At 29.0% G+C, this 22047-nt stretch carries 21 protein-coding genes; 20 read left to right on the top strand and 1 reads right to left on the bottom strand.

Annotated elements, in window-relative coordinates; genetic code table 11:
• Positions 1–27 precede the first annotated feature (27 nt).
• The 3 genes from CLPU_RS17305 to CLPU_RS12060 all read left to right on the top strand — a co-directional run bounded on the left by CLPU_RS17305 (position 28) and on the right by CLPU_RS12060 (position 2501).
• The gene (locus tag CLPU_RS17305) at positions 28–198 is read left to right on the top strand and encodes a hypothetical protein (RefSeq protein ID WP_157857731.1); all 171 of its coding nucleotides are present in this window, start codon (positions 28–30) and stop codon (positions 196–198) included.
• A 203-nt stretch (positions 199–401) separates the two neighbouring features.
• Positions 402–1349 (top strand): LCP family protein, encoded by a 948-nt coding sequence (locus tag CLPU_RS12055; protein ID WP_050355921.1) that lies wholly within the window; start codon positions 402–404, stop codon positions 1347–1349.
• Between the two features lie 189 nt (positions 1350–1538).
• The gene (locus tag CLPU_RS12060) at positions 1539–2501 is read left to right on the top strand and encodes an LCP family protein (protein ID WP_050355922.1); all 963 of its coding nucleotides are present in this window, start codon (positions 1539–1541) and stop codon (positions 2499–2501) included.
• Positions 2502–2555: 54 nt separating this feature from the next.
• On the opposite strand, the gene murC is transcribed toward CLPU_RS12060, so the two are convergent.
• Complete coding sequence (gene murC, locus CLPU_RS12065) at positions 2556–3938, bottom strand: UDP-N-acetylmuramate--L-alanine ligase (RefSeq protein ID WP_050355923.1); 1383 nt, start codon at positions 3936–3938, stop codon at positions 2556–2558.
• A 292-nt stretch (positions 3939–4230) separates the two neighbouring features.
• On the opposite strand from murC, the gene purR reads away from it, so the two are divergent.
• From purR to CLPU_RS12150, 17 genes are all read left to right on the top strand, one after another.
• On the top strand, positions 4231–5052 hold the full coding sequence (purR, locus tag CLPU_RS12070; RefSeq protein WP_050355924.1) for a pur operon repressor: 822 nt from the start codon (positions 4231–4233) through the stop codon (positions 5050–5052).
• A gap of 108 nt (positions 5053–5160) precedes the next feature.
• On the top strand, positions 5161–5427 hold the full coding sequence (spoVG, locus tag CLPU_RS12075) for a septation regulator SpoVG (protein WP_050355925.1): 267 nt from the start codon (positions 5161–5163) through the stop codon (positions 5425–5427).
• 169 nt (positions 5428–5596) lie between these two features.
• The gene (gene glmU, locus CLPU_RS12080; protein WP_082154212.1) at positions 5597–6982 is read left to right on the top strand and encodes a bifunctional UDP-N-acetylglucosamine diphosphorylase/glucosamine-1-phosphate N-acetyltransferase GlmU; all 1386 of its coding nucleotides are present in this window, start codon (positions 5597–5599) and stop codon (positions 6980–6982) included.
• Between the two features lie 23 nt (positions 6983–7005).
• Positions 7006–7953 carry a ribose-phosphate diphosphokinase gene (locus CLPU_RS12085; RefSeq protein WP_050355927.1) on the top strand — a complete coding sequence of 316 codons (948 nt, stop codon included), beginning with the start codon at positions 7006–7008 and terminating at the stop codon, positions 7951–7953.
• Positions 7954–8006: 53 nt separating this feature from the next.
• A complete protein-coding gene (pth, locus tag CLPU_RS12090; protein ID WP_050355928.1) occupies positions 8007–8567 on the top strand; it encodes an aminoacyl-tRNA hydrolase in 561 nt (186 codons plus the stop codon).
• A gap of 67 nt (positions 8568–8634) precedes the next feature.
• The gene (gene mfd / locus CLPU_RS12095; RefSeq protein WP_200898580.1) at positions 8635–12174 is read left to right on the top strand and encodes a transcription-repair coupling factor; all 3540 of its coding nucleotides are present in this window, start codon (positions 8635–8637) and stop codon (positions 12172–12174) included.
• Positions 12175–12213: 39 nt separating this feature from the next.
• Positions 12214–13161, top strand: a complete 948-nt coding sequence (locus CLPU_RS12100) for a peptidylprolyl isomerase (RefSeq protein ID WP_050355929.1) — start codon at positions 12214–12216, stop codon at positions 13159–13161.
• Positions 13162–13431: 270 nt separating this feature from the next.
• A complete protein-coding gene (gene spoVT, locus CLPU_RS12105; protein WP_050355930.1) occupies positions 13432–13983 on the top strand; it encodes a stage V sporulation protein T in 552 nt (183 codons plus the stop codon).
• A gap of 152 nt (positions 13984–14135) precedes the next feature.
• Positions 14136–15746: a putative polysaccharide biosynthesis protein gene (locus tag CLPU_RS12110; RefSeq protein WP_050355931.1), complete on the top strand. Its 1611-nt coding sequence runs from the start codon at positions 14136–14138 to the stop codon at positions 15744–15746.
• A gap of 185 nt (positions 15747–15931) precedes the next feature.
• The gene (locus tag CLPU_RS12115; protein WP_050355932.1) at positions 15932–17545 is read left to right on the top strand and encodes a putative polysaccharide biosynthesis protein; all 1614 of its coding nucleotides are present in this window, start codon (positions 15932–15934) and stop codon (positions 17543–17545) included.
• A gap of 59 nt (positions 17546–17604) precedes the next feature.
• Positions 17605–19083, top strand: coding sequence for a bifunctional methyltransferase/pyrophosphohydrolase YabN (yabN, locus tag CLPU_RS12120; RefSeq protein WP_050355933.1), 1479 nt, complete (start codon positions 17605–17607; stop codon positions 19081–19083).
• 115 nt (positions 19084–19198) lie between these two features.
• The gene (locus CLPU_RS12125) at positions 19199–19480 is read left to right on the top strand and encodes an HU family DNA-binding protein (protein WP_050355934.1); all 282 of its coding nucleotides are present in this window, start codon (positions 19199–19201) and stop codon (positions 19478–19480) included.
• Positions 19481–19629: 149 nt separating this feature from the next.
• Positions 19630–19869 (top strand): RNA-binding S4 domain-containing protein, encoded by a 240-nt coding sequence (locus CLPU_RS12130; protein WP_050355935.1) that lies wholly within the window; start codon positions 19630–19632, stop codon positions 19867–19869.
• Positions 19870–20011: 142 nt separating this feature from the next.
• Positions 20012–20296 carry a sporulation protein YabP gene (yabP, locus tag CLPU_RS12135; RefSeq protein WP_050355936.1) on the top strand — a complete coding sequence of 95 codons (285 nt, stop codon included), beginning with the start codon at positions 20012–20014 and terminating at the stop codon, positions 20294–20296.
• A gap of 40 nt (positions 20297–20336) precedes the next feature.
• Positions 20337–20816 (top strand): spore cortex biosynthesis protein YabQ, encoded by a 480-nt coding sequence (gene yabQ / locus CLPU_RS12140; RefSeq protein ID WP_050355937.1) that lies wholly within the window; start codon positions 20337–20339, stop codon positions 20814–20816.
• A gap of 79 nt (positions 20817–20895) precedes the next feature.
• On the top strand, positions 20896–21204 hold the full coding sequence (locus CLPU_RS12145) for an FtsB family cell division protein (protein WP_050355938.1): 309 nt from the start codon (positions 20896–20898) through the stop codon (positions 21202–21204).
• 106 nt (positions 21205–21310) lie between these two features.
• Positions 21311–21721 carry a S1 RNA-binding domain-containing protein gene (locus tag CLPU_RS12150; RefSeq protein ID WP_050355939.1) on the top strand — a complete coding sequence of 137 codons (411 nt, stop codon included), beginning with the start codon at positions 21311–21313 and terminating at the stop codon, positions 21719–21721.
• The last annotated feature ends 326 nt before the right edge of the window (positions 21722–22047 follow it).

Consider the following 22047-nt stretch of genomic DNA (forward strand, 5'->3'; position numbering starts at 1 on the left):
CCTGTTTTTTAAAAAAGGAGGAAAATTATGAGTTATAGAAAAAAGAATACTTTATATAGATTTTTAATTTTTATAGGTGTAGCTGTTATCCTAGCTATTTTCATTGGATTTGATAATGATAATGTGGATAATGAATCAAAACGAAATACTATAGGACTAGAGAAGAAAACGTTTAACTTACAAAAAATAAAGATATAGATTATAATTAAGACATTTTGGTAAATAAATATAGAAATTTTTAGTTAAAAGTGATAAAATCTAGGAATAGATAATTTGTATTAAATTGAAGTTAGAGGTTATTATTAATATAATATATGATACTTTTTAACTACACAGTTTGACTAAACTAGATTTTTCACTTTTATGTGGTTAGAAAAGCTAGAAGATGAAAGGAGAAAGTAATGAAGTACTTTTTTAAAATCTTTGTTGTAGCTTTTATTTTATTTACCTTTGTAATTGGAATTGGAGCAGGTGTCTATTATAGAACTCACTCTAAAATGGAAAAAGAGTCTACATTATCTGAAGAAGAACTAAACAAAATTAAAGATCCCTTAGAAAGAGCTATAAAGACAAAGGGAAATAAAGTAGTGAATGCGTTGTTATTAGGAATGGATGGATCTAGAACTGATACTATTATGTTTGGTAGTTTTGATACGGAGAATAAAAAACTACATATAATTTCTATACCTAGAGATACTTATTACTATAGAAAAGGATATGGATATGCAGATCAAAGAAAGATAAATGCTGTCTATGGAGCTGAAAAAATAGAAGGAGTAAAAAGTGCTATAAAAGATATATTAGGAACTGATATTTCTATTGATTATTATGCTATGATAGATTATAAGGGAGTAGAAAAGATAGTAGATTCAGTTGGAGGAGTAGAAGTAGATGTACCTTTTGACATGGAATATTTTGATCCTACAGATAAACCACCGTTACGTATAAATATACCAAAAGGAAGACAGACATTAAATGGTAAAAAAGCCATAGAGTTTTTAAGATTTAGACATAATAATGATTATACTGTAGGTTATAAAGAAGGGGATATTGGAAGAATAAAAGCTCAGCAACAATTTGTATCTTCTTTTATTAAAAAATCATTAAGTATAAAGTTACCGAAAGTTATTAGCACTGCTCTTGATAATGTAGAAACTGACATAAAGTTAAAAGATGCGTTATACTATGGTCCAGAAGCTATTGGAATAGGATCAGAATCCATAACTATGACTACTCTTCCAGGGGCAAGTGAAGATAGAAGATATGGAAAGTCAAAACTATCCTATTTTATACACAATCCTAAAGAAGTAAGAAGACTTATGATGGAAGTATATAGCGTAAATGAATAGGATTAATATACAGTCTAAATTATTGAATGAAACAGTCTATAATCTAGACTGTTTTTTATTTTGTAAATTACATAGATATAAAATGTAATTTAATTTTAACTTTTATATATTTAGATTTATGATATAATCTCAACATGACAAATAATGTAGAATTTTGCAAAATGATACTCAAGGTGAAAGGAGAAAGTGATGAAGCGATTCTTAAAAATCTTTTTTATGGCATTTATTTGCTTTGCATTGACTATAGGTGCTGGAATGGCTACTTATTATAAAATATTTGATAAAGAAGGAAAAAACCCAACACTATCACAAGAAGAATTAGATAAAATAAAAGATCCACTAGAAAAAGCAGCAAAATCTAGTAGACATAAGAGAGTTAATGTTTTACTCTTAGGAATGGAAGGAGCAAGAACTGATACCATGATGTTTTGTAGTTTCGATATGGAACATAAAAAGGTTGACGTAGTTTCTATACCTAGGGATACTTATTATTATAGAAGTGGATATGAACGTGCAGATCAAAGAAAGATAAATGCTGTTTATGGTGCTGAAAAGATAAAAGGTACTATAAATGCCGTTGAAGATGTATTAGGAGTAGAAGGTTTAATAGATCACTATGCTATGATAGATTATAAGGGAGTAGAAAATATAGTAGATTCAGTTGGAGGGGTAGAGGTTGACGTACCTTTTCATATGAAATATTTTGATCCTACGGATAAACCACCATTACGTATAGATATACCGAAAGGAAAACAAACGCTAAATGGTAAGAAAGCTGTACAATTTTTAAGATTCAGACATGATAATTCATATAAGGTTGGATACAGTGAAGGTGATTTAGGTAGAATAAAAGCACAGCAAGGATTTGTAACATCTTTCATAGATAAGGCATTAAGTTTGAAGTTCTTATCACTTGTTAAGACTTCAATACAAGAAGTTGAAACAGATATAAGAATTACTGATGCATTAGAATATGGAACTAAAGCAATGGGTATAGATAAAAACGATATAAAAATGACTACTTTACCAGGAGAAGCTGAATATAAGCAATATGGAAAGCAAAAGCTAGCATACTTTGTATATGATAAGAAAGAAACGAGAAAATTGATGGAAGATATATTTGGAAATGATCTTTCAAATATAAAAGAATAAAAGAAAGCAAATTAAGTTAAAGGGATTTAAGTTTTACTTAAATCCCTTTTTAAATTATTTGTTAACTAACATTTCTCCAACTTTATGAATATCTCCTGCACCCATAGTTAATACTAAATCGCCATTTTTAGCATTTTCTTTTATATAACTTTTGATTTTATCAAATGAGTCAAAATATAGAGCATCTATTCCATTAGTTTTTAAAAGATCAACTAAGTCTTTAGAATGTATCATACCTGTATCTTTTTCTCTAGCAGCATATATATCAGATATTAATACTTTATTGGCATCGAAAAAAGATTCTCCAAATTCTTTTAAAAGAGTTTTGGTTCTAGTATAGGTATGAGGTTGAAATATACACCAAGTGTTATTTAGCCCCAATTCTTTAACTGCTGAAAGAGTTGCTTTTATTTCAGTAGGATGATGAGCATAATCATCTATGACTCTAATATTATTAAAAGAGCCTTTATCTTCTAGTCTTCTGTGAGTACCGGTATAGTTTTTTATTGAACTTAATACCTCATTTATACTAACTCCAGATACATGAGATGCTGCAATTGCAGCTAATGAGTTATATATATTATGAATACCCATAACATTTAAAGAGACATCATAGGATTCGTTATTATTTATAGTTAATTTAAAATGAGAATATCCACTTTCATCAAATCTAATATCACTTGCTTTATAGTCACTATCATTGTTTATACCAAAAGTAACTACATTGCAACTTGGATTTTTAAGACATTTTACTGTGTTTTTATCATCGTTATTTACTACTATGTATCCCTCTTCAGGAATTTGTCTTACAAATTTAGAAAAAGTATCTATAATTTCATCTAAATCTTTATAATAATCTAAATGGTCAGCTTCTACATTTAGAATTATTCCAATAGTAGGATAAAACTTTAGAATATTTCCTTTATATTCACAAGCCTCAGTTAGAAGTAGTTTAGTTTTTCCTATTCTAACGTTTCCTCCTATTTGATCAAGCTGTCCCCCTAAGAGTATAGTTGGATCTAAAAAGGATTCGTTTAATATAACAGAGAGCATACCTGTAGTAGTGGTTTTTCCATGAGTTCCAGAAACAGCTATGGAATTTTCATATTTTCGCATTAACTGACCTAAAAATGATCCTCTATCTACTGTAGTTAATCCCTTGTCCAAAGCTTCCAAATACTCAGGATTATCATTACTAATTGCATCTGTATATACAACTAAATCTGGATTTTTTATATTTTCTTTTTTATGATCTATATAGATTTTAGCACCTTTTTCTCTCAATCTATCTAATAGAGGTGAATCTTTCATATCCGATCCGGATACATTATATCCTTCATTAATTAATATTTCAGCTAGTCCACTCATGCTTATACCGCCTATTCCAATAAAGTGAACACTCGAAAATTTATTTTTATATATATCAAAAGAAATCATACTAGCTACCTCCTACAATTGGTAATAATATAACTATATATCATGATATTCATCTTATTTATCATATATTTTATTATTTAATTTTATTGATTATAATTTACGATTTACTCTTTATTGCATCTATTCAATTTAATTGAACTAATTTTGTAAAATTAAATTGACACTGTGATGATTATATCATATTAATACTATTAAAATAAAGAAAATATATTACTATAACTATTGAATAAATTAATAATAACGAATAAAATTAGTTATAGTTAATGAGAATATTCGTATTAGGAGGATTTAAGTGGATAAGTTTAAAAGAAATGAAAGAATAGCTTCAATACTATATATCCTTACTACTAACCCTAGTAAGGTATTTACTTATAATCACTTTACAGATATGTTTAATGCTGCCAAGTCTACAATAAGTGAAGATATAATTGTTGCTAAGGATTTGGTAGAGAAGCTAAAAATTGGATATATAAAAACTATATCAGGAGCGGCCGGTGGAGTAATATATTTACCAAATATCTCCAAAGAAGAAGAAGAAGAATTTTTGAGTAGTATTTGTGAAAAGATTTCTGAAAATGATAGAATGATGCCAGGTGGATTTATTTTTATGATGGATTTGCTATATTCTCCAGAAATAGCTAAAAAAATAGGTAAAATATTCGCATCTAAATTTATTTCACAAGAAATAGAGTATGTGGTTACTATAGAAACTAAAGGAATACCAATAGCTTTAATGACAGCACAAATACTTAATGTACCTCTTGTTATAGTAAGAAAGGACGCAAAGATTACAGAGGGAGCAACAGTTAGTATAAACTATATATCTGCTTCTACAAAGAAAATAGAAACTATGTCACTATCTAAGAGAGCTATGAAAGAGGGAGCGAGAGTTCTTATCATAGATGATTTTATGAAAGGCGGAGGAACGGCCAAAGGAATGGTAGATATGATGAAAGAGTTTAAAGCAGAGGTAAAAGGTGTAGGGGTATTTATTTCTACTAGAACTCCTGAAAATAAATTAATAGATGATTTTATCTCACTTTTAGTATTAGAAGAACTTGATGAAAATGAAGGGAAATTAATAATAAAACCAAATTTGGAAAAAATATACTAAAAAATTCTATTTTGTTGAAAAAATAGAAGGTTTTTTAAAGTGATTGAAGAATATAACATGATAAGCTAGTGGGAATGAGACCTAAACAGGGAAGGTGGTGATAATATCATGAATATAACAGATATTAGAATTAGGAAGATAACTGATGATGGGAAAATGAAAGCAATAGTTTCGGTTACATTTAATAATGCACTTGTTGTACATGATATAAAGATAATAGAAGGACAAAATGGACTGTTTATAGCGATGCCTAGTAGAAAAATGCCAGATGGAGAATTTAAAGATATAGCACATCCTATAAATGCCGAAACTAGAAATGATATTCAAGAAGCTATATTTAAAGAATATGAAAAAGCATTAGCAGAAAACAACTAAAGGGTCAGATGACCCTTTTTTTTATTGGAATATTAACATATAAATAGAATATATGAATGAATAACTTGTATTTTTGCTATTATTAGATTATATTTATATTGGTGACTTTTGATTATTATGTGAAATCGGATTTTATTTTAACCTTGTTTTAAAAGAAGGAGTGTTGAATATGATACTTTCTGTAATATTAGCGGCTGGAGAAGGTACTAGGATGAAGTCTAAACTTCCAAAAGTCGTTCATAAAATTTGTGGAAAACCTTTATTAAATCATGTTATAGATAGTGCTGAAGAAGCTGGCATAGAAAAAAATGTAGTAGTTGTTGGACACAAAGCAGATAAAGTTAAAGAAATTGTAAAGAGTGATAATATTATATATGTAAATCAGCCTGTAGGAGATAATGATCCTTATGGTACGGGATTTGCTGTTATGCAAGCACAAGATCATATAGAAGATGATAGCTATGTTGTAATTTTATGTGGAGATACTCCGCTTATAAAAAGTGAAACTATTAAAGAATTTGTTGAGTATCATAAAGCAGGAAACTATGAAGCTACTGTTTTAACAGCTGAAGTTGAAGATCCAACAGGATATGGTAGAATAGTAAGAGATGAGAATGATCAGGTAATTGCAATAGTGGAGCAAAAAGATGCTACAGAAGAGCAAAGAAAAATAACAGAAATAAATTCAGGAGTATATTGTTTTAAAGGTAAAAACTTAAAATCAATTCTTGGAAAGCTTGACAATAATAATTCACAACAAGAATACTATATAACTGATGCTATTGAAATCTTAAATAAAGAAGAATTCAAAGTTGGAGGATATAAAATATCTGGACATGAAGAAATTCAAGGCATAAACTCAAAGATTCAATTAGCAGAAGCTGAAAAGATAATGAGAAAAAGAATAAATACAAGCCTTATGGCTGAAGGGGCTATTATTATAGATCCTGATAATACTTATATAGAGTCTGATGTAAAAATAGGTAGAGATACTGTAATTTATCCAGGAGTTATACTAGAAGGAAAGACAGAAATAGGAGAAGACTGTATAATAGGTCAAAATACTAGAATATCTAATAGTAAAATAGAAGATAGAGTTGAAATACAATCATCTACTATATTAGATAGTAAAGTAGATAATGACACTAAAGTTGGTCCTTATGCATATTTAAGACCTAATAGTGATATAGGTAAAAATGTAAAAATAGGTGACTTTGTGGAAGTAAAAAATGCTAAAATAAATGATGGCTCTAAAGCGTCGCATCTTTCATATATAGGTGATGCAGAAGTCGGAAAAAATGTGAACATTGGTTGTGGAGTTGTCTTTGTAAATTATGATGGAAAGAATAAAAATAAAACTATAGTAGAAGATAATGCTTTTATAGGATGTAACGTAAATCTAATATCTCCTGTGACTGTAAAGGAAAATGCCTATATTGCAGCTGGGTCTACTATTACTGAAGATGTTGAGGAAAAAAGTTTATCAATTGCAAGGGTTAAACAAGTTAATAAAGAAAACTGGGTAGAAAAAAAAGGTTTATTAAAAAATAAATAGGAAAAAATAGGAGGAGAAATCGTATGAACTTAAGTGGAAAATGTATCAAAATATTCACAGGTAATGCTAATAGAGATTTAGCTGTGAAAATATGTGAGCATTTAGATGCAGAATTAGGAGATAGCCAGGTTTTAAAGTTTAGTGATGGAGAAACTGCAGTAAACATAAATGAAACTGTAAGGGGTTCAGACGTATTTATAATTCAACCTACTTGTCCACCTACAAATGATAATTTAATGGAGCTTTTAATACTAATAGATGCATTAAGAAGAGCATCTGCTGGCAGAATAAGTGCAGTTATACCTTATTATGGTTATGCAAGACAAGACAGAAAAGCTAAAGCTAGAGATCCTATTACTTCAAAACTAGTTGCAAACATATTAACTGTAGCAGGAGCGGATAGAGTATTATGTATGGATTTACACGCTGCTCAGTTACAAGGATACTTTGATATTCCTGTAGATCATTTATTGGGAGGACCAATATTAGCAGATTATTTTAGAGATAAAATATCAAAAGATACAGTTATAGTATCACCTGATGTAGGGGGAGTACAAAGAGTAAGAAACTTTGCTAGTATGTTGGATTTACCAATAGCAATAATAGAAAAGAGAAGACCTAAAGCTAATGTTTCAGAAGTAATGAATGTAATTGGTGATATAGAAGGAAAAGATGTTATAATTGTTGACGATATAATAGACACAGCAGGATCTATGACTAAAGCAGCTAAGGTATTACAAGACTTTGGAGCTAAGAAAGTATATGCATGTTGTACACATGCTGTTTTATCAGGACCAGCTATAGAAAGAATACAAGATTCAGTTATAGAAAAGTTGGTTGTAACAGATACAATACCTCTTACTAAAGAAAAACAAATAGATCAAATAGAAGTAGTTTCAGTAGCACCAATATTTGCTGAGGCCATAAGAAGAATTTATCAAAATGAATCAGTAAGTAAACTATTTGACTAAAATTATATAAAACAGATTAATATATTTGTGACATAGGTTAAGGGGTTGATGAGTTGTATGCAGTTGTAGGATTAGGAAACCCAGGAAGTAGATATGATGGAACAAGACATAATGTAGGATTTGATGTAATAGAATTATTAGGGAAAAAATATAATACTAAGATATCTAAAATAAAGTTTAAGTCTGTATACGCAGAGGTTAATATAGGTAATGAAAAAGTGTTACTTGTAAAGCCTCAGACGTTTATGAACAATAGTGGACAAAGTGTTCTTGATATATATAATTTTTTTAAAATTCCAATTGAAAATATAATAGCAGTAGTGGATGACATAGATATAAGCTTTGCTTCTTTAAGATTAAGAGCTAAGGGGAGTGCAGGAAGTCACAATGGTATGAAGTCAATTATATATCATATTCAAAATGATAACTTCCCTAGAGTTAAAATAGGAGTAGGAAAACCTGAAAATGGGCAAGATCTAGCAGATTTTGTTTTAGGAAGATTCAGTAAAGAAGAAAGAGTTTATATAGATGAGGCTATAGAACGAGCAGCAAGTGCAGTAGAGTTAATTATAACTGATGGAATAAATAAAGCAATGAATAAATACAATGGATAATAAGCTTAAGCCCAGGGATAAAAGAAACCTGGGCTTGGAGTGTTTTTTTATTTAAGGAGCTGATTTGATGTCTAAAAATATGTTTATAGATAGTTTAAAAGATTTAGCTTCATATTCACAACTTATACAAAATATAGAAGATAGAATTTCACCTATATCAGTTCATGGACTATCTGAAGAAAACATATCACACATATCATATGGTATAAATCAACATTTAGATAAACAAATATTAATAATCACTTATGATGAGTTAAGAGCAAAAAAGATATCAGAAGATTTAAGATTATTTAGTAAAAATAATACAGAGCTTTTTCCTACAAGGGAAATAATTTTTTACAATATAGATGCATATAGTCATGATATATCGAATCAGCGATTGAAAGTTTTGGATAGATTATCAAATGAGGAAAATATAGTGGTTGTAGCATCTATACATGGAATTGTAAATAGAATAGTTAACTCATCTATTATAAAAAAATATACTATTAATTTGAACTTTGGGGATACAATTGAATTATCTAAATTAACAAAAGTATTTGTAACTCAGGGCTATGAAAGAGTGGACATAGTAGAAGGCAAGGGACAATTTAGTATAAGAGGTGGAATAATAGACTTTTTTCCTATAAATACTGATAATCCATATAGAATAGAATTATTTGATGATGAAATAGATTCTATAAGAAAATTTGATCTTAAAACTCAAAGATCAATAGAAAATATAGAAAGAATAAGTATTCCACCAGCAAAAGAAGTTTTGATAGAGGATACTTATATAAGTGAAGTTGTTGATAATATTAAATCAGATTTAAATTCATCATTAAAAAAATTACAGAGAAAGAAGAGTATTGAGGAAGTAAAGGAAAATTTATCTCAAAAATTTAATTCATATATAGAAAAGATAAGTAATAGAGTAAATATAGAAAACTTAGATTTAATATTACCTTATATTCCTGATAATAGTTCTAGTATAATTGACTATTTAAAAAAAGACTCGATTATATTAGTGGATGAGCCACAAAAAATAGAACTTAGTGTAAAAGAAATTAAACAATCTTTCACAACTAAATATACAGATTTATTTGAACGGGGAGAAGTGTTAGTAAGACAACAAGAAATATATCATAACTATGATGATATTATAGATAAAATAAACAATAGAGTATGTTTAACAGTAACAAATTTACTAAAGAATGATAGTATATTTAAGCCTAAATCGATTTTAAATTTTACAGTAAAGAGTATGCAATCGTTTCATAACAAAATAGATATTCTCATAGATGACTTGAAGTTCTATAAAACTAGAGGATATAAAGTAATACTACTTTCCGGAGTCGAAGAACGTGGTAGAAGATTAGTTAATGAACTTCTGGATAAGGGAGTAGACTGTGTTTTTGCAGAAGATTCGGATAAAGAAATTCATCCGGGGCAAGTAGTTATAACTTCAGGAAGTATAAGTAAAGGATTTGAGTATTCTAGTTTAAAATTTGCGATTATAAGTGACAAGGAAGTATTTGGAACCTATAAAAAGAAAAAAGTCAACAAGAAAAGAAAAGATGCAGTTAAGATAACCTCATTTACAGATTTAAAAATAGGAGATTATGTAGTTCATGAGTCTCATGGTATAGGAAAATATGTAGGAATAGATCAGCTAAATGTACAAGGCGTTAAAAAAGATTATATAGCAGTTAAATATTCAGGAGAAGATAGACTGTATGTTCCAGTTGATCAAATGAATTTGATACAAAAATATATAGGTGCTGATTCTGTAGAACCTAAGGTAAATAAGCTAAGTAGTGGAGATTGGGCTAAAACTAAAACTAAAGTGAAAAAAGCTATAGAAGATATGGCTAAAGATTTGATCAAGCTATATGCTACAAGAGAAACAGTAAAAGGCTATAAATTTTCGCCAGATACTCCTTGGCAGAAGCAATTTGAAGAGGCTTTTATTTATGAAGAGACAGAGGATCAATTAAGATGTATAGAAGAAATAAAAGTAGATATGGAAAAAGAAAGGCCTATGGATAGATTATTATGTGGAGATGTTGGATATGGAAAAACAGAAGTAGCAGTAAGAGCAGCATTTAAAGCAGTTATGGATGGGAAGCAAGTGGCATTCCTAGTTCCTACTACAATATTAGCACAGCAGCACTTTAATACTTTAGTGGAAAGATTCGCAAATTTTCCTGTAAAAATAGAGATGTTAAGTAGGTTTAGAACTCCTGGACAGCAAAAGAAAATTCTAAATGATTTAAAAAGTGGAAACTTAGATATAATAGTAGGCACACATAGATTACTTTCTAAAGATGTTAAATTTAGCGACTTAGGATTATTAATAGTGGATGAAGAACAAAGATTCGGAGTTAAACATAAAGAAGCTATAAAAATATTGAAGGAATCTATAGATGTACTAACGTTAACAGCTACACCTATACCGAGAACACTTCATATGTCACTTATAGGAATAAGAGATATGAGTATTTTAGAAGAACCACCAGAAGAAAGATATCCTATCCAGACTTATGTAGTTGAACATAATGAACAGATTGTAAGAGATGCAATTATAAAAGAGTTAAATAGAAATGGTCAGATATATATTTTATATAATAAGGTTCAAAGTATAGACCAATTTGCATCTAAAATACAAAACTTAGTACCTGAATCTAGGGTAGTAGTTGGACATGGACAAATGAGTGAAAGAGAGCTAGAGAGAGTTATGTTTGACTTTTTAGATGGAGAGTATGATGTTTTAGTATGTACAACTATCATAGAAACAGGATTGGATATTCCTAATGTAAATACTATAATAATTCATGACTCAGATAAAATGGGACTTTCACAGTTATATCAGTTAAGAGGTAGAGTAGGAAGATCAAATAGAGTTGCTTTTGCTTATTTTATGTATGAAAGAAATAAGGTATTGACAGAAGTAGCAGAAAAGAGATTAAAAGCTATTAAAGAATTCACAGAGTTTGGCTCAGGATTCAAAATCGCAATGAGAGATTTAGAAATAAGAGGATCGGGTAATTTACTAGGAGCAGAGCAGCATGTACAAATGTCCGCAATAGGGTATGACTTGTATGTTAAATACCTAGACGAAGCTATAAGAAAGTTAAAAGGCGAAGAAAGAGTAGAGCAAATAGATACTACTATAGAATTGAATGTAGATGGTTATATACCAGACAGATATATTAAAAATGAAGATCATAAAATTGAAATGTATAAAAAAATATCAGCTATTGAAAATAAATCTGACTATTCTGATATACTAGAAGAAATTATAGATAGATTTGGTGATGTTCCTAACCAGGTTACTAACCTGTTAAAGATATCTTATATTAAATCACTATGTAATAAGGCTAGAATATCTCATGTTACCCAGTCTGAATATATTGTAAAACTAGTATTCAATGAGTATAGAGATATGACACCAGAGCTTGTAAATGAGCTTTCACAAAGATTTGGTAGAAGAGTTGAATTTGATATTTCTAAAACTCCATATATCAAGTATAAGCTTATGAAACAAAAACAAAGTGATATACTAGAAGAATTAGAGGATGTTATTGGAAAAATTAGTAGTTTTCAGTCTTATGTATCTAAGCTATAATATAAAGTATGTCTATATATTACAAAGGAGATGATTTGGTTGATAAAAAAGTTTAATAAAAAACTTGTTGCTATAACATCAATGGTTGTTATAGGTACTATGATTGTAACAGGCTGTAGCAAGGCTGATACATCTAAAGAAGTAGCACGAGTAAATGGTAAAAGTATTTCAAGAACAGATTTTGATAAAAACTATCAGATGATGAAAAAAACATATGAAAGCCAATATGGTAAAGAGGTTTTCAATCAAAAAGATAAAGATGGAAAGACTATGGATCAAGCTTTAAAAGATAACATAATAGATATGCTTGTATTTCAAGAATTAGTAATTCAAGATGCTGAAAAACAAAAAATAAAAGTAAAAGATGAGGAAGTACAGAAACAAGTTGATAGTTTTAAAACTTTATTAGGAGGAGACGAAAAGTTTAAGGAGTTTTTAAAAAGCAACGATCTTACAGAATCATTTTTTAAAGAAAATCTAAAAAGAGAAATGATTACAGATAAATATAAAGAAAAATACATTAAAGATTTAAAGCTAACAGATAAAGAAATAAAAGAGTATTACGATAAAAATAAGAATAATCTTGAAGAAGTTAAGGCAAGCCATATTTTGGTAGATAAGGAAGGCGAAGCTAAAGAAATATTAAATCAAATAAAAAATGGTGCTAACTTTGATGAATTAACTAAGAAATCGAAAGAACCAAATGCAGCGGAAAGAAAAGGTGATCTAGGTTATTTTACAAGAGGTAAAATGGTTGCAGAATTTGAGAAAGCTGCTTTTACACTAAAACCTGGAGAAATAAGTGACGTTGTAAAAACTAAATATGGTTATCATATAATAAAAGTTACAGATAAAAAAAGTACACTAGAAGAATTAAAAGATACAATAGCTAAACAATTACAAGAAACTAAATATAATGATAAAATGCAAGAATTAAAGAAAGAAGCAAAGGTAGATATATTTTTAAAAACTGAAAAATCTAAATAATAATAAAGCCCCATTGATTTAAATCAATGGGGTTTTATTATTTAATTAAAATATATTAAATAAACTTGGAAGTTTTTTGTGTTTTTGAATTATTTAAGTAATAACTGGTAACAATAGAATTAAAGTATTACTTTAAAGGTTTACTTTAATAAAAACATAGTTTAAAATATAACTTTTAAAAAATTCCATTAATGTATAAAACAATAATAAAAGTAAAATACTAATAGAACAAAATATATTAGTAAGCTTAATATTTAAGGAGGTTTAAACGTGAAAGCGACAGGAATCGTTAGAAGAATTGATGACTTAGGTAGAGTAGTTATTCCAAAAGAGATCAGACGTACTTTAAGGATAAGAGAAGGTGATCCTTTAGAGATATTTACTGACAGAGAGGGAGAAGTTATACTTAAAAAATATTCTCCTATAAGTGAGTTAAGTGAATTTGCTACTGAATATGCAGAAGCATTGTATGAAAATATAGGATATACTACAGTTATATGTGATAGAGATAGTGTAGTAGCTGTAGCTGGGGGCTCTAAAAAAGAATATATGGATAAAAGAATCAGCTCAGAACTAGAAAGAATCATGGAGAGTAGAGAAAATTATGCTGCTGATGCTTCAAATAAACCTATTAGAGTATCAAGTGAAGATTTAAATCCAGATAAATACACAGCTCAAGTTATCATTCCTATAGTAACTCAGGGAGATCCTATAGGTGCAGTTGTACTTATATCAAAAGAAAGTGATGCTAGCATGGGAGAGTTAGAAATTAAGGTAGCTCAAACAGCTGCAGGATTTTTATCAAAACAAATGGAACAATAGAAATTATGAACTAGACCTATATTGAGTAGGTCTAGTTTTTTTATGTCATGATTTAGAATTGTAATATAATTAGGTTTATTATGTAATATAATTTTGATATAATACTCTTTGGTTGCTAAAAATTTGAAGACCTATACTTAGGGAGGGTATTTATGAGCAAAAATAACTTTCTAAAGGGGGCAGCAATATTAGGTATTGCTGGTATAATCGTAAAAATTATAGGCGCATTTTACAGAATTCCCCTTTCAAACATAATAACTACTGAAGGTGTTGGATATTATCAGTCAGCATATCCTTTTTATGTTTTACTGGTTGCAGTATCAACATCAGGATTTCCAACAGCCGTATCTAAACTTATATCAGAAAAAAGAGCCATAGAAGATTATAGAGGAGCACATAGAATTTTTAAGATATCCTTTTTAGGGTTTTTAATAGCAGGTGTAACAACCTCATTAGTGGTATTAATTTGGGCTAAATCAATAGCGATAAAGATAGGAAATGCAAATAGTTATTATTCCTTGCTAGGGTTAGTACCAGCTTTATTATTTGTTCCTATTATGTCTGCATTTAGAGGATACTTCCAAGGTGAGCAAAATATGGCCCCTACGGCTTTATCACAATTAGTAGAGCAAGTGTTTAGACTTTTAATAGGATTTCCGCTAGCATATGCGTTACTAAGTGAAGGGTTACCTCAGGCAGCTGGAGGAGCTTCTTTTGGAGCATCGGCTGGAGCTATAGGGGGAACATTATTAGTCATATTTATATATTCAAAACAAAGAAGAAAAAGAGTTAGAGAATTTAGGAATAGTATAGAATGTGAACCAGAAAGTACATCAACTATAATTAAAGATATATTAGCAATAGCAATTCCTATAACGATAGGAGCATCTATAGTTCCTATTACAAGTACAATAGATACTTGGATTATAATGAATAGACTTCAATCTATAGGATATACTGCTAAACAAGCATCAATGATGTTTGGACAACTTACAGGTAATGCACAAACTCTTATAAACTTACCTCAAGCATTATCTACAGCTGTAGCAATGAGTTTAGTACCAGCAATATCTGAATCTCTTGTAAGAAAAGACTACAAGGGTATGAAGAATATAACCAATTCAGGTATAAGAGTAACTTTACTTATGGGTCTTCCAGCAGCTATAGGATTGTTTGTATTATCAACACCAATAATAAATCTGTTGTATTTTAAGAATACTGTTGAAGAGCAATTAGGTGCAGGAATGCTTCTCCAAGTATTATCTATAAGTGTAATATTTTTAACATTAGTTCAGTCTTTAACTGCCATACTTCAAGGGGTTGGTAAGACGATGATACCAGTTAGAAACTTGGCTATAGGAGCAGTGGTTAAAGCAATATTAAGCTATACTTTAACAGGTATTCCTGCTATAAATATAAAAGGGGCAGCTATAAGTACAGTAGCTACTTATGTTGTAGCTTCATTCTTGAACTTTATATATGTTAAGAAGTATACTAAGGTTGACTTAAAGTTAATGGATACATTTATAAAACCAATAATATCAGTAACCTTAATGGCTATAGTAGTAAAAATCTCCTTTACATTTACTCAGTCTATGGTTGGAAGTAAATTGGCAACTATAATTGCAATTGGTATAGGTGGTATTGTTTATGGATTGGCTCTACTTGTAACAGGGTCAATTACTTCAGAGGACTTTGAGTTAATACCAAAAGGAGAAAAATTAGCACAAAAACTAAAATCTATAGGACTTTTAAGAAAATAATAAGCTAGGATTAATCCTAGCTTGTTTTATTAATCTGTAATGAAAAAGCATGGAATTGGATATAACTCATAATAAGGTAAGTATGCAATATTTAACTAACCTATCATTTTCATTTATTATTTTATACAATTTTGATATAATGTAATTCGGTGAAGGTTCTAATACTTGCCCTTAGGAGGATAACCATGAGTAAGAATAGTTTCTTGAAAGGAGCAGCAATATTAGGTATTTCTGGTATAATTATAAAGATTATAGGTGCATTTTATAGAATACCTCTTTCAAACATAATAACTACTGAAGGTGTTGGGTATTATCAAACTGTAAATCCCTATTATACTTTATTATTGGCAGTATCAACATCAGGACTTCCAACAGCTGTATCTAAATTAATAGCAGAAAAGAGAGCTATAAAAGATTACATAGGAGCACAGAAAATATTCAAAATATCCTTCTTGGGATTTTTAATAGCGGGACTAACAACTTCCATAGCTGTTCTTTTATTGTCTAAACCTATTGTAACTTATATGATAGGTAATGAAAATAGCTATTATTCACTATTAGCTTTAGTACCAGCATTATTATTTGTACCAATTATGTCTGCATTCAGAGGATATTTTCAAGGTAAACAAAATATGGTACCTACAGCTTTGTCACAACTTATAGAACAACTATTTAAGTTGATTGTTGGGTTTCCATTAGCATATTTGCTGCTAAGTAGTGGACTTCCAAAGGCAGCAGGAGGTGCTACTTTTGGAGCATCTGCAGGAGCTATAGTAGGAACAATTTTGATATTAATTATTTATTTTAAGGAAAGAAGAATAAGAGCTGAAGAAGCTCAAAAGAGTATAAAGTGTGAACAAGAAAGTACATCAAATATAATTAGAAATATATTAGCTATAGCAATTCCTATAACAATAGGAGCATCTATAGTGCCAATTATAAGTAGTATAGATACTGTAATAATTATGAAAAGACTTCAAGAAATAGGATATACTGCACAAGAGACTACACGCTTATATGGACAACTTACAGGAAATGCACAAACTCTCATAAACTTACCACAAGCATTATCTATAGCGGTATCAATGAGTTTAGTTCCAGCCATATCTGAAGCATTTGTGAGACGAGAGTATAATGATATAAAGAATCTGACTAATTCAGGTATAAGAGTAACCTTACTTATAGGATTACCATCAGCTATAGGATTATTTGTATTATCAACACCAATAATAAATCTGTTGTATTTTAAGAATACTGTTGAAGAGCAATTAGGTGCAGGAATGCTTCTTCAAGTATTATCTATAAGTGTAATATTTTTAACATTAGTTCAGTCTTTAACAGCTATACTTCAAGGAATTGGTAAGCCAATGATACCAGTTAGGAATTTAGCTATAGGTGCAGTGGTTAAGGCTGTATTAAGTTATACATTAACAGGTATTCCTGCTATAAACATAAAAGGGGCAGCTATAAGTACAGTAGCCACTTATGTTGTAGCTTCATTTTTGAACTTTATATATGTTAAGAAGTATACTAAGGTTGACTTAAAGTTAATGGATACATTTATAAAACCAATAATATCAGTAACCTTAATGGCCATAGTAGTAAAAATCTCCTTTACATTTACTCAGTCTATGGTTGGAAGTAAATTGGCAACGATAATTGCAATTGGTATAGGTGGTATTGTTTATGGATTGGCTTTACTTATAACAGGAGCAATTACTTCAGAAGATTTTGAGCTATTGCCAAAGGGAGAAAAATTAGCACGAAGACTAAAATCTATAGGACTTTTAAGAAAATAATAAGCTAGGTATAATCCTAGCTTATTTTGTAAACTATAATGAAGAGCGGAGGGATTTTAATGGCTAAAATAGTAATTATAGGATTAGGACCAGGAGATATAGGTTCTCTTACAATGGAAGCAGTAGAGAGAATAACTGATGGAAATAAAGTTTTTTTAAGAACAGATAAACATCCTACAGTAAAATACTTAAGAGAAAAACAAATAGATTATGAAACATACGATCACATATACGAAGAAGAAGAAGATTTTGATAAAGTATATCAAACAATTGTTAATGATTTATTTGAAAAATCTCAGAAATATGGTATTATAAATTATTGTGTACCAGGACATCCGCTAGTAGCAGAAAGAACAGTGTCGATTCTGATGGACATGAACAATAAAGGAATAATAGATTTAGATATTATTCCAGGACTTAGCTTTATAGAACCTGTAATATTATCAGTAGGCTGTGACCCTGTAAATGGGCTTAAGATTGTGGATGGTCTTGATATTTTAGAACAAAATATTGATATTAATGTTGATAATATCGTAACACAAGTTTATAATAGGGCTAGGGCTTCTGAACTTAAACTACAACTTATGGACATATATGGGGATGAATACCAAATATATGTAATAAAATCTGCAGGTATTAAAGAAGAAGAAAAAAAAGTTAAAATTCCTTTGTATCAGGTAGACAGGCTAGACTGGATTGACTATTTAACTAGTATGTATATACCTAAAATGAAAAAAGAAGAAAAAAATAAATATGATATGAATAATTTGCTAAGAATAATGGAAATATTAAGAAGTAAGGAAGGATGTCCCTGGGACGCGAAACAAACTCATGAGTCTTTAAGACAATATTTAATAGAAGAAGCATATGAAGTAGTTGACGCAATAGATAGCGAAGATATAGATGGAATAGTAGAAGAATTAGGGGATGTATTGTTACAAGTTGTTTTTCACAGTCAAATAGGTAAAGAAGAAGGATACTTTAACATATGGGATGTTATATCTGGTATATGTAACAAGCTAATATCTAGACATCCTCATGTATTTTCCGATTATCAAGCTAATAATTCACAAGAAGCACTTGAAAGTTGGAATGAAATAAAGGCCAAAGAAAAAGACTTCAAAACCTATACAGACAGACTTAAAGACGTACCAAGAGTTCTTCCTGGACTTATGAGGAGTTACAAGATACAAAAAAGAGCTGCAGATGTAGGGTTTGACTGGAATGATATTTCAGGAGCTATTGAAAAGCTTCATGAGGAGTTTCAAGAAGTTCAGTATGAACTTAATGAAAACAACAAAGAAAGAATTGAAGAAGAAATAGGAGATTTTATTTTTGCCACAGTTAATGTTTGTAGATTTTTAGATATTGATCCTGAAAATGCTTTAAATAAAGCTATAAACAAATTTATAGAAAGATTTGAATTTATAGAAAAAGAGAGCATAAAGATGGATAAAGATATTAAAACTATGAATCTAGAAGAGATGAATTCTCTTTGGGATAAGGCAAAAATACATAAAATTTCAAAAAAAAATTAAAAATAATGTAATTTAGAAGGAATTTAACTAAAAAAATAGAATAGTTAAATACGTATTTTACGTATTACTAGATTTATTTTTAAATTTTAAAATTGAAAATGAGGAGGTTTTATCTATGAATAAAGCTGAATTGGTTGCTAGCATAGCAGAAAAAAGTAACTTAACTAAAAAGGATGCAGAAAATGCTCTTAACGCTTTCATGAAAAGCATAGAAGAAGCATTATCTGGTGGTGACAAAGTACAATTAGTAGGATTTGGAACTTTTGAAGTTAGAGAAAGAAAAGCTAGAGAAGGTAGAAATCCTAGAAATCCAGAAGAAATAATAAAAATACCAGCTTCATCAGCTCCAGTATTCAAAGCTGGAAAATCATTAAAAGAAGCAGTTAATAACAAGTAAAGATCAGGTCAAAGACCTGATTTTTTCTTGCCTGTGATTATGACTATTAATAACTATAATTAAAATATAAAAATCATGGTATATAAACATATATAGATAGATTCTATAACCATTAAAGCTATAAAATAAGAAGTTTTAGGGGGAATACTGTGAGAATAGATAAATTTTTAAAAAATGCTAGAATAATTAAGAGAAGGACTATTGCAAAGGAAGCATGTGAGCAAGGTCGTGTATTAGTTAATGGAAAAGAAGCAAAACCAGGAACAGAGGTCAAAATTGGTGATAAGATAGAACTGAATTTTGGAACTAATACAGTAAAAATAGAAGTAATAGAGATATTAGAGCATGTTCCTAAAGATAAGGCACAAGATTTATATAGAAATTTATAGATTTACATTAATAAATATAGGGTGTTAGCTATAAAATATTATGTTCATATTTTTTATAGCTAACACCCTATATGTTTTACAGTATCATAAAATTACTTTTAAAGGCATACTCTTTAACATAAAGTATGTTAGGAGGAGTACAATGAGCGAAAAAAATATAGCATCTAAAAATCAGAATATAATACTGGAAGATAGATCCAAATTAAGTATTTCTGGAGTGGAACATGTGGATAATTTTAACGAAAATACTATAATATTAGGTACTATCAAGGGAGGAATGACAATAAAAGGTGAAGATCTAAATATAAGTAAGCTTAATTTAGATGATGGGAATGTAATTATACAAGGGGTAATTAATAGTATTATATATAGCAATAAAGAAGCATCAAGTGGTAAGGGAGGGCTCTTAGGTAAAATGTTTAAATAGTATAAGTATAATTGATTGTAGCTATTATTGAGGTGATTTGATGGACACTTCCGTTCAAAAACAAATATATATTTTCCTAGCCACACTATATGGTGGAATAATAATGGCTTTTATATATGATTTATATAGAATATTTAGATATTACTCCAAACCTAAAAAAATTGCTACTTTTATAGAAGATTTTATTTTTTGGATGATAGTATCTATAGTTGCAGTTATAATTCTTATATTTAGTAGCTGGGGAGAATTGAGAGGATATGTTTTTTTAGGATTCATAAGTGGAGCTTTATTATATAATAAGTTATTAAGTAGATTTATAATAACTTCCTTGGTGAATTTAGTTAATCTAATTATAAAGGGTCTAAAAAAATTAATAGATACTATAATAGCTCCTTTTCTAATTATGAAAAAATATCTAGTAAAGCCATACAAAAAAGTCAAAAAATATTTAAGGATTCCTTCCATTTTTTTTGGTAATATAAAAAAGTATATAAAAAATATAATAATGAAAAAAAAATAGATATGAAAAATTAAAGGAATTTGTGCTATCTATATAGAATTTTTTTGGTATTAAAACGTGCTATGTAAGGAGGAATTCTATGAAAAACGATAAGAGAAGTAAAAGAAGCAAGAGACCTAATATATGGGGCTTTGTGTTCATAGTTTTGATGATTTACACGGGTACTGTGTTTATGAAACAAGAGAGTATAATAAGACAATTAAATAATGAGAAATTAGAAAAGAAAAAAGAAGTAAAAGTTTTAGAGAAACAAATAGGAGAGATAAAAGATAAAATAGATAAAAAAAGTGACATTAAAGTTATAGAGAAATTTGCTAGAGAAGAACTAAAGATGGTTAGACCTAATGAGATTATATATATAGACAAAAATCAGGAAAAACAAAAATAAGAAAGGGGCATGAATAACTAATTTTTCAAGATTGACATATTTATAGTTATAATATATACTTAAGAAGGTTAAAAGAGATAAATTTTAAAGGAGGAGTATTTAACTTATGCCCGTTCTAGTAGGTAATGTAGTTGAAGGTACAATTACAGGAATAACTAATTTTGGTGCGTTTGTTCAACTACCAGAAGGAAAGACAGGATTAGTTCACATATCTGAAATATCACATGATTATGTTAGTAATGTGAGTGAATATTTAAAGAAAGATCAAAAAGTTAAGGTAAAAGTTATATCAATAAGTGAAGAAGGAAAGATAAGTTTATCTATAAGACAAGCAGAGCCAAAAAAGACATCAAGAAAACCAGCAGAAATAGATTGGGCCAAAAATAATGATAGGCACAAAAGTATGTCTTTCGAAGATAAAATGGCAAAATTTTTAAAAGACAGTAGTGAAAAGCAAGAGCAACTAAAAAAGAAAGATTCTAAAAGAGGATTTTCACAACGAGGTCGAAAAATATAGCATAGAATATAACTGGGTTATACCCAGTTTTTTAGTTTTTTGAATATAATTAATATATTTTTTAAAACTTTTTAACGACAAAAACGTACTTAAACATTACTTGAAAAATAAGTGATATTAAGGTTTAAAGGCTGAACAGGATTTTAGCTGAGATACTACAGTTCTTTTATCTTTTTTTGTATAAAGATTTATAAAAAAATAAATTTGACTATAACATAATATTAAGTTAAAGGTCGCCAACTCAAATGGATAGATAGATAAGTACAAAAAAGTACATAAAATAAATTTAAAATCACTTTATACTTATGCTTACAATTACATGTCGA

It is taken from the genome of Gottschalkia purinilytica, from assembly GCF_001190785.1.
GTDB lineage: Bacteria > Bacillota > Clostridia > Tissierellales > Gottschalkiaceae > Gottschalkia_A > Gottschalkia_A purinilytica.

Excerpts from the sequence above, each read along its gene's own strand:
- CLPU_RS12110 (WP_050355931.1), top strand. The coding sequence starts at position 14,136 with ATGAGCAAAAATAACTTTCTAAAGGGGGCAGCAATATTAGGTATTGCT.
- murC (WP_050355923.1), bottom strand. The coding sequence starts at position 3,938 with ATGATTTCTTTTGATATATATAAAAATAAATTTTCGAGTGTTCACTTT.
- yabP (WP_050355936.1), top strand. The coding sequence starts at position 20,012 with ATGAGCGAAAAAAATATAGCATCTAAAAATCAGAATATAATACTGGAA.
- yabN (WP_050355933.1), top strand. The coding sequence starts at position 17,605 with ATGGCTAAAATAGTAATTATAGGATTAGGACCAGGAGATATAGGTTCT.
- mfd (WP_200898580.1), top strand. The coding sequence starts at position 8,635 with ATGTCTAAAAATATGTTTATAGATAGTTTAAAAGATTTAGCTTCATAT.
- glmU (WP_082154212.1), top strand. The coding sequence starts at position 5,597 with ATGATACTTTCTGTAATATTAGCGGCTGGAGAAGGTACTAGGATGAAG.
- spoVG (WP_050355925.1), top strand. The coding sequence starts at position 5,161 with ATGAATATAACAGATATTAGAATTAGGAAGATAACTGATGATGGGAAA.
- CLPU_RS12115 (WP_050355932.1), top strand. The coding sequence starts at position 15,932 with ATGAGTAAGAATAGTTTCTTGAAAGGAGCAGCAATATTAGGTATTTCT.
- CLPU_RS12150 (WP_050355939.1), top strand. The coding sequence starts at position 21,311 with ATGCCCGTTCTAGTAGGTAATGTAGTTGAAGGTACAATTACAGGAATA.
- yabQ (WP_050355937.1), top strand. The coding sequence starts at position 20,337 with ATGGACACTTCCGTTCAAAAACAAATATATATTTTCCTAGCCACACTA.
- CLPU_RS12055 (WP_050355921.1), top strand. The coding sequence starts at position 402 with ATGAAGTACTTTTTTAAAATCTTTGTTGTAGCTTTTATTTTATTTACC.
- CLPU_RS12060 (WP_050355922.1), top strand. The coding sequence starts at position 1,539 with ATGAAGCGATTCTTAAAAATCTTTTTTATGGCATTTATTTGCTTTGCA.
- CLPU_RS17305 (WP_157857731.1), top strand. The coding sequence starts at position 28 with ATGAGTTATAGAAAAAAGAATACTTTATATAGATTTTTAATTTTTATA.
- CLPU_RS12145 (WP_050355938.1), top strand. The coding sequence starts at position 20,896 with ATGAAAAACGATAAGAGAAGTAAAAGAAGCAAGAGACCTAATATATGG.
- CLPU_RS12125 (WP_050355934.1), top strand. The coding sequence starts at position 19,199 with ATGAATAAAGCTGAATTGGTTGCTAGCATAGCAGAAAAAAGTAACTTA.
- CLPU_RS12085 (WP_050355927.1), top strand. The coding sequence starts at position 7,006 with ATGAACTTAAGTGGAAAATGTATCAAAATATTCACAGGTAATGCTAAT.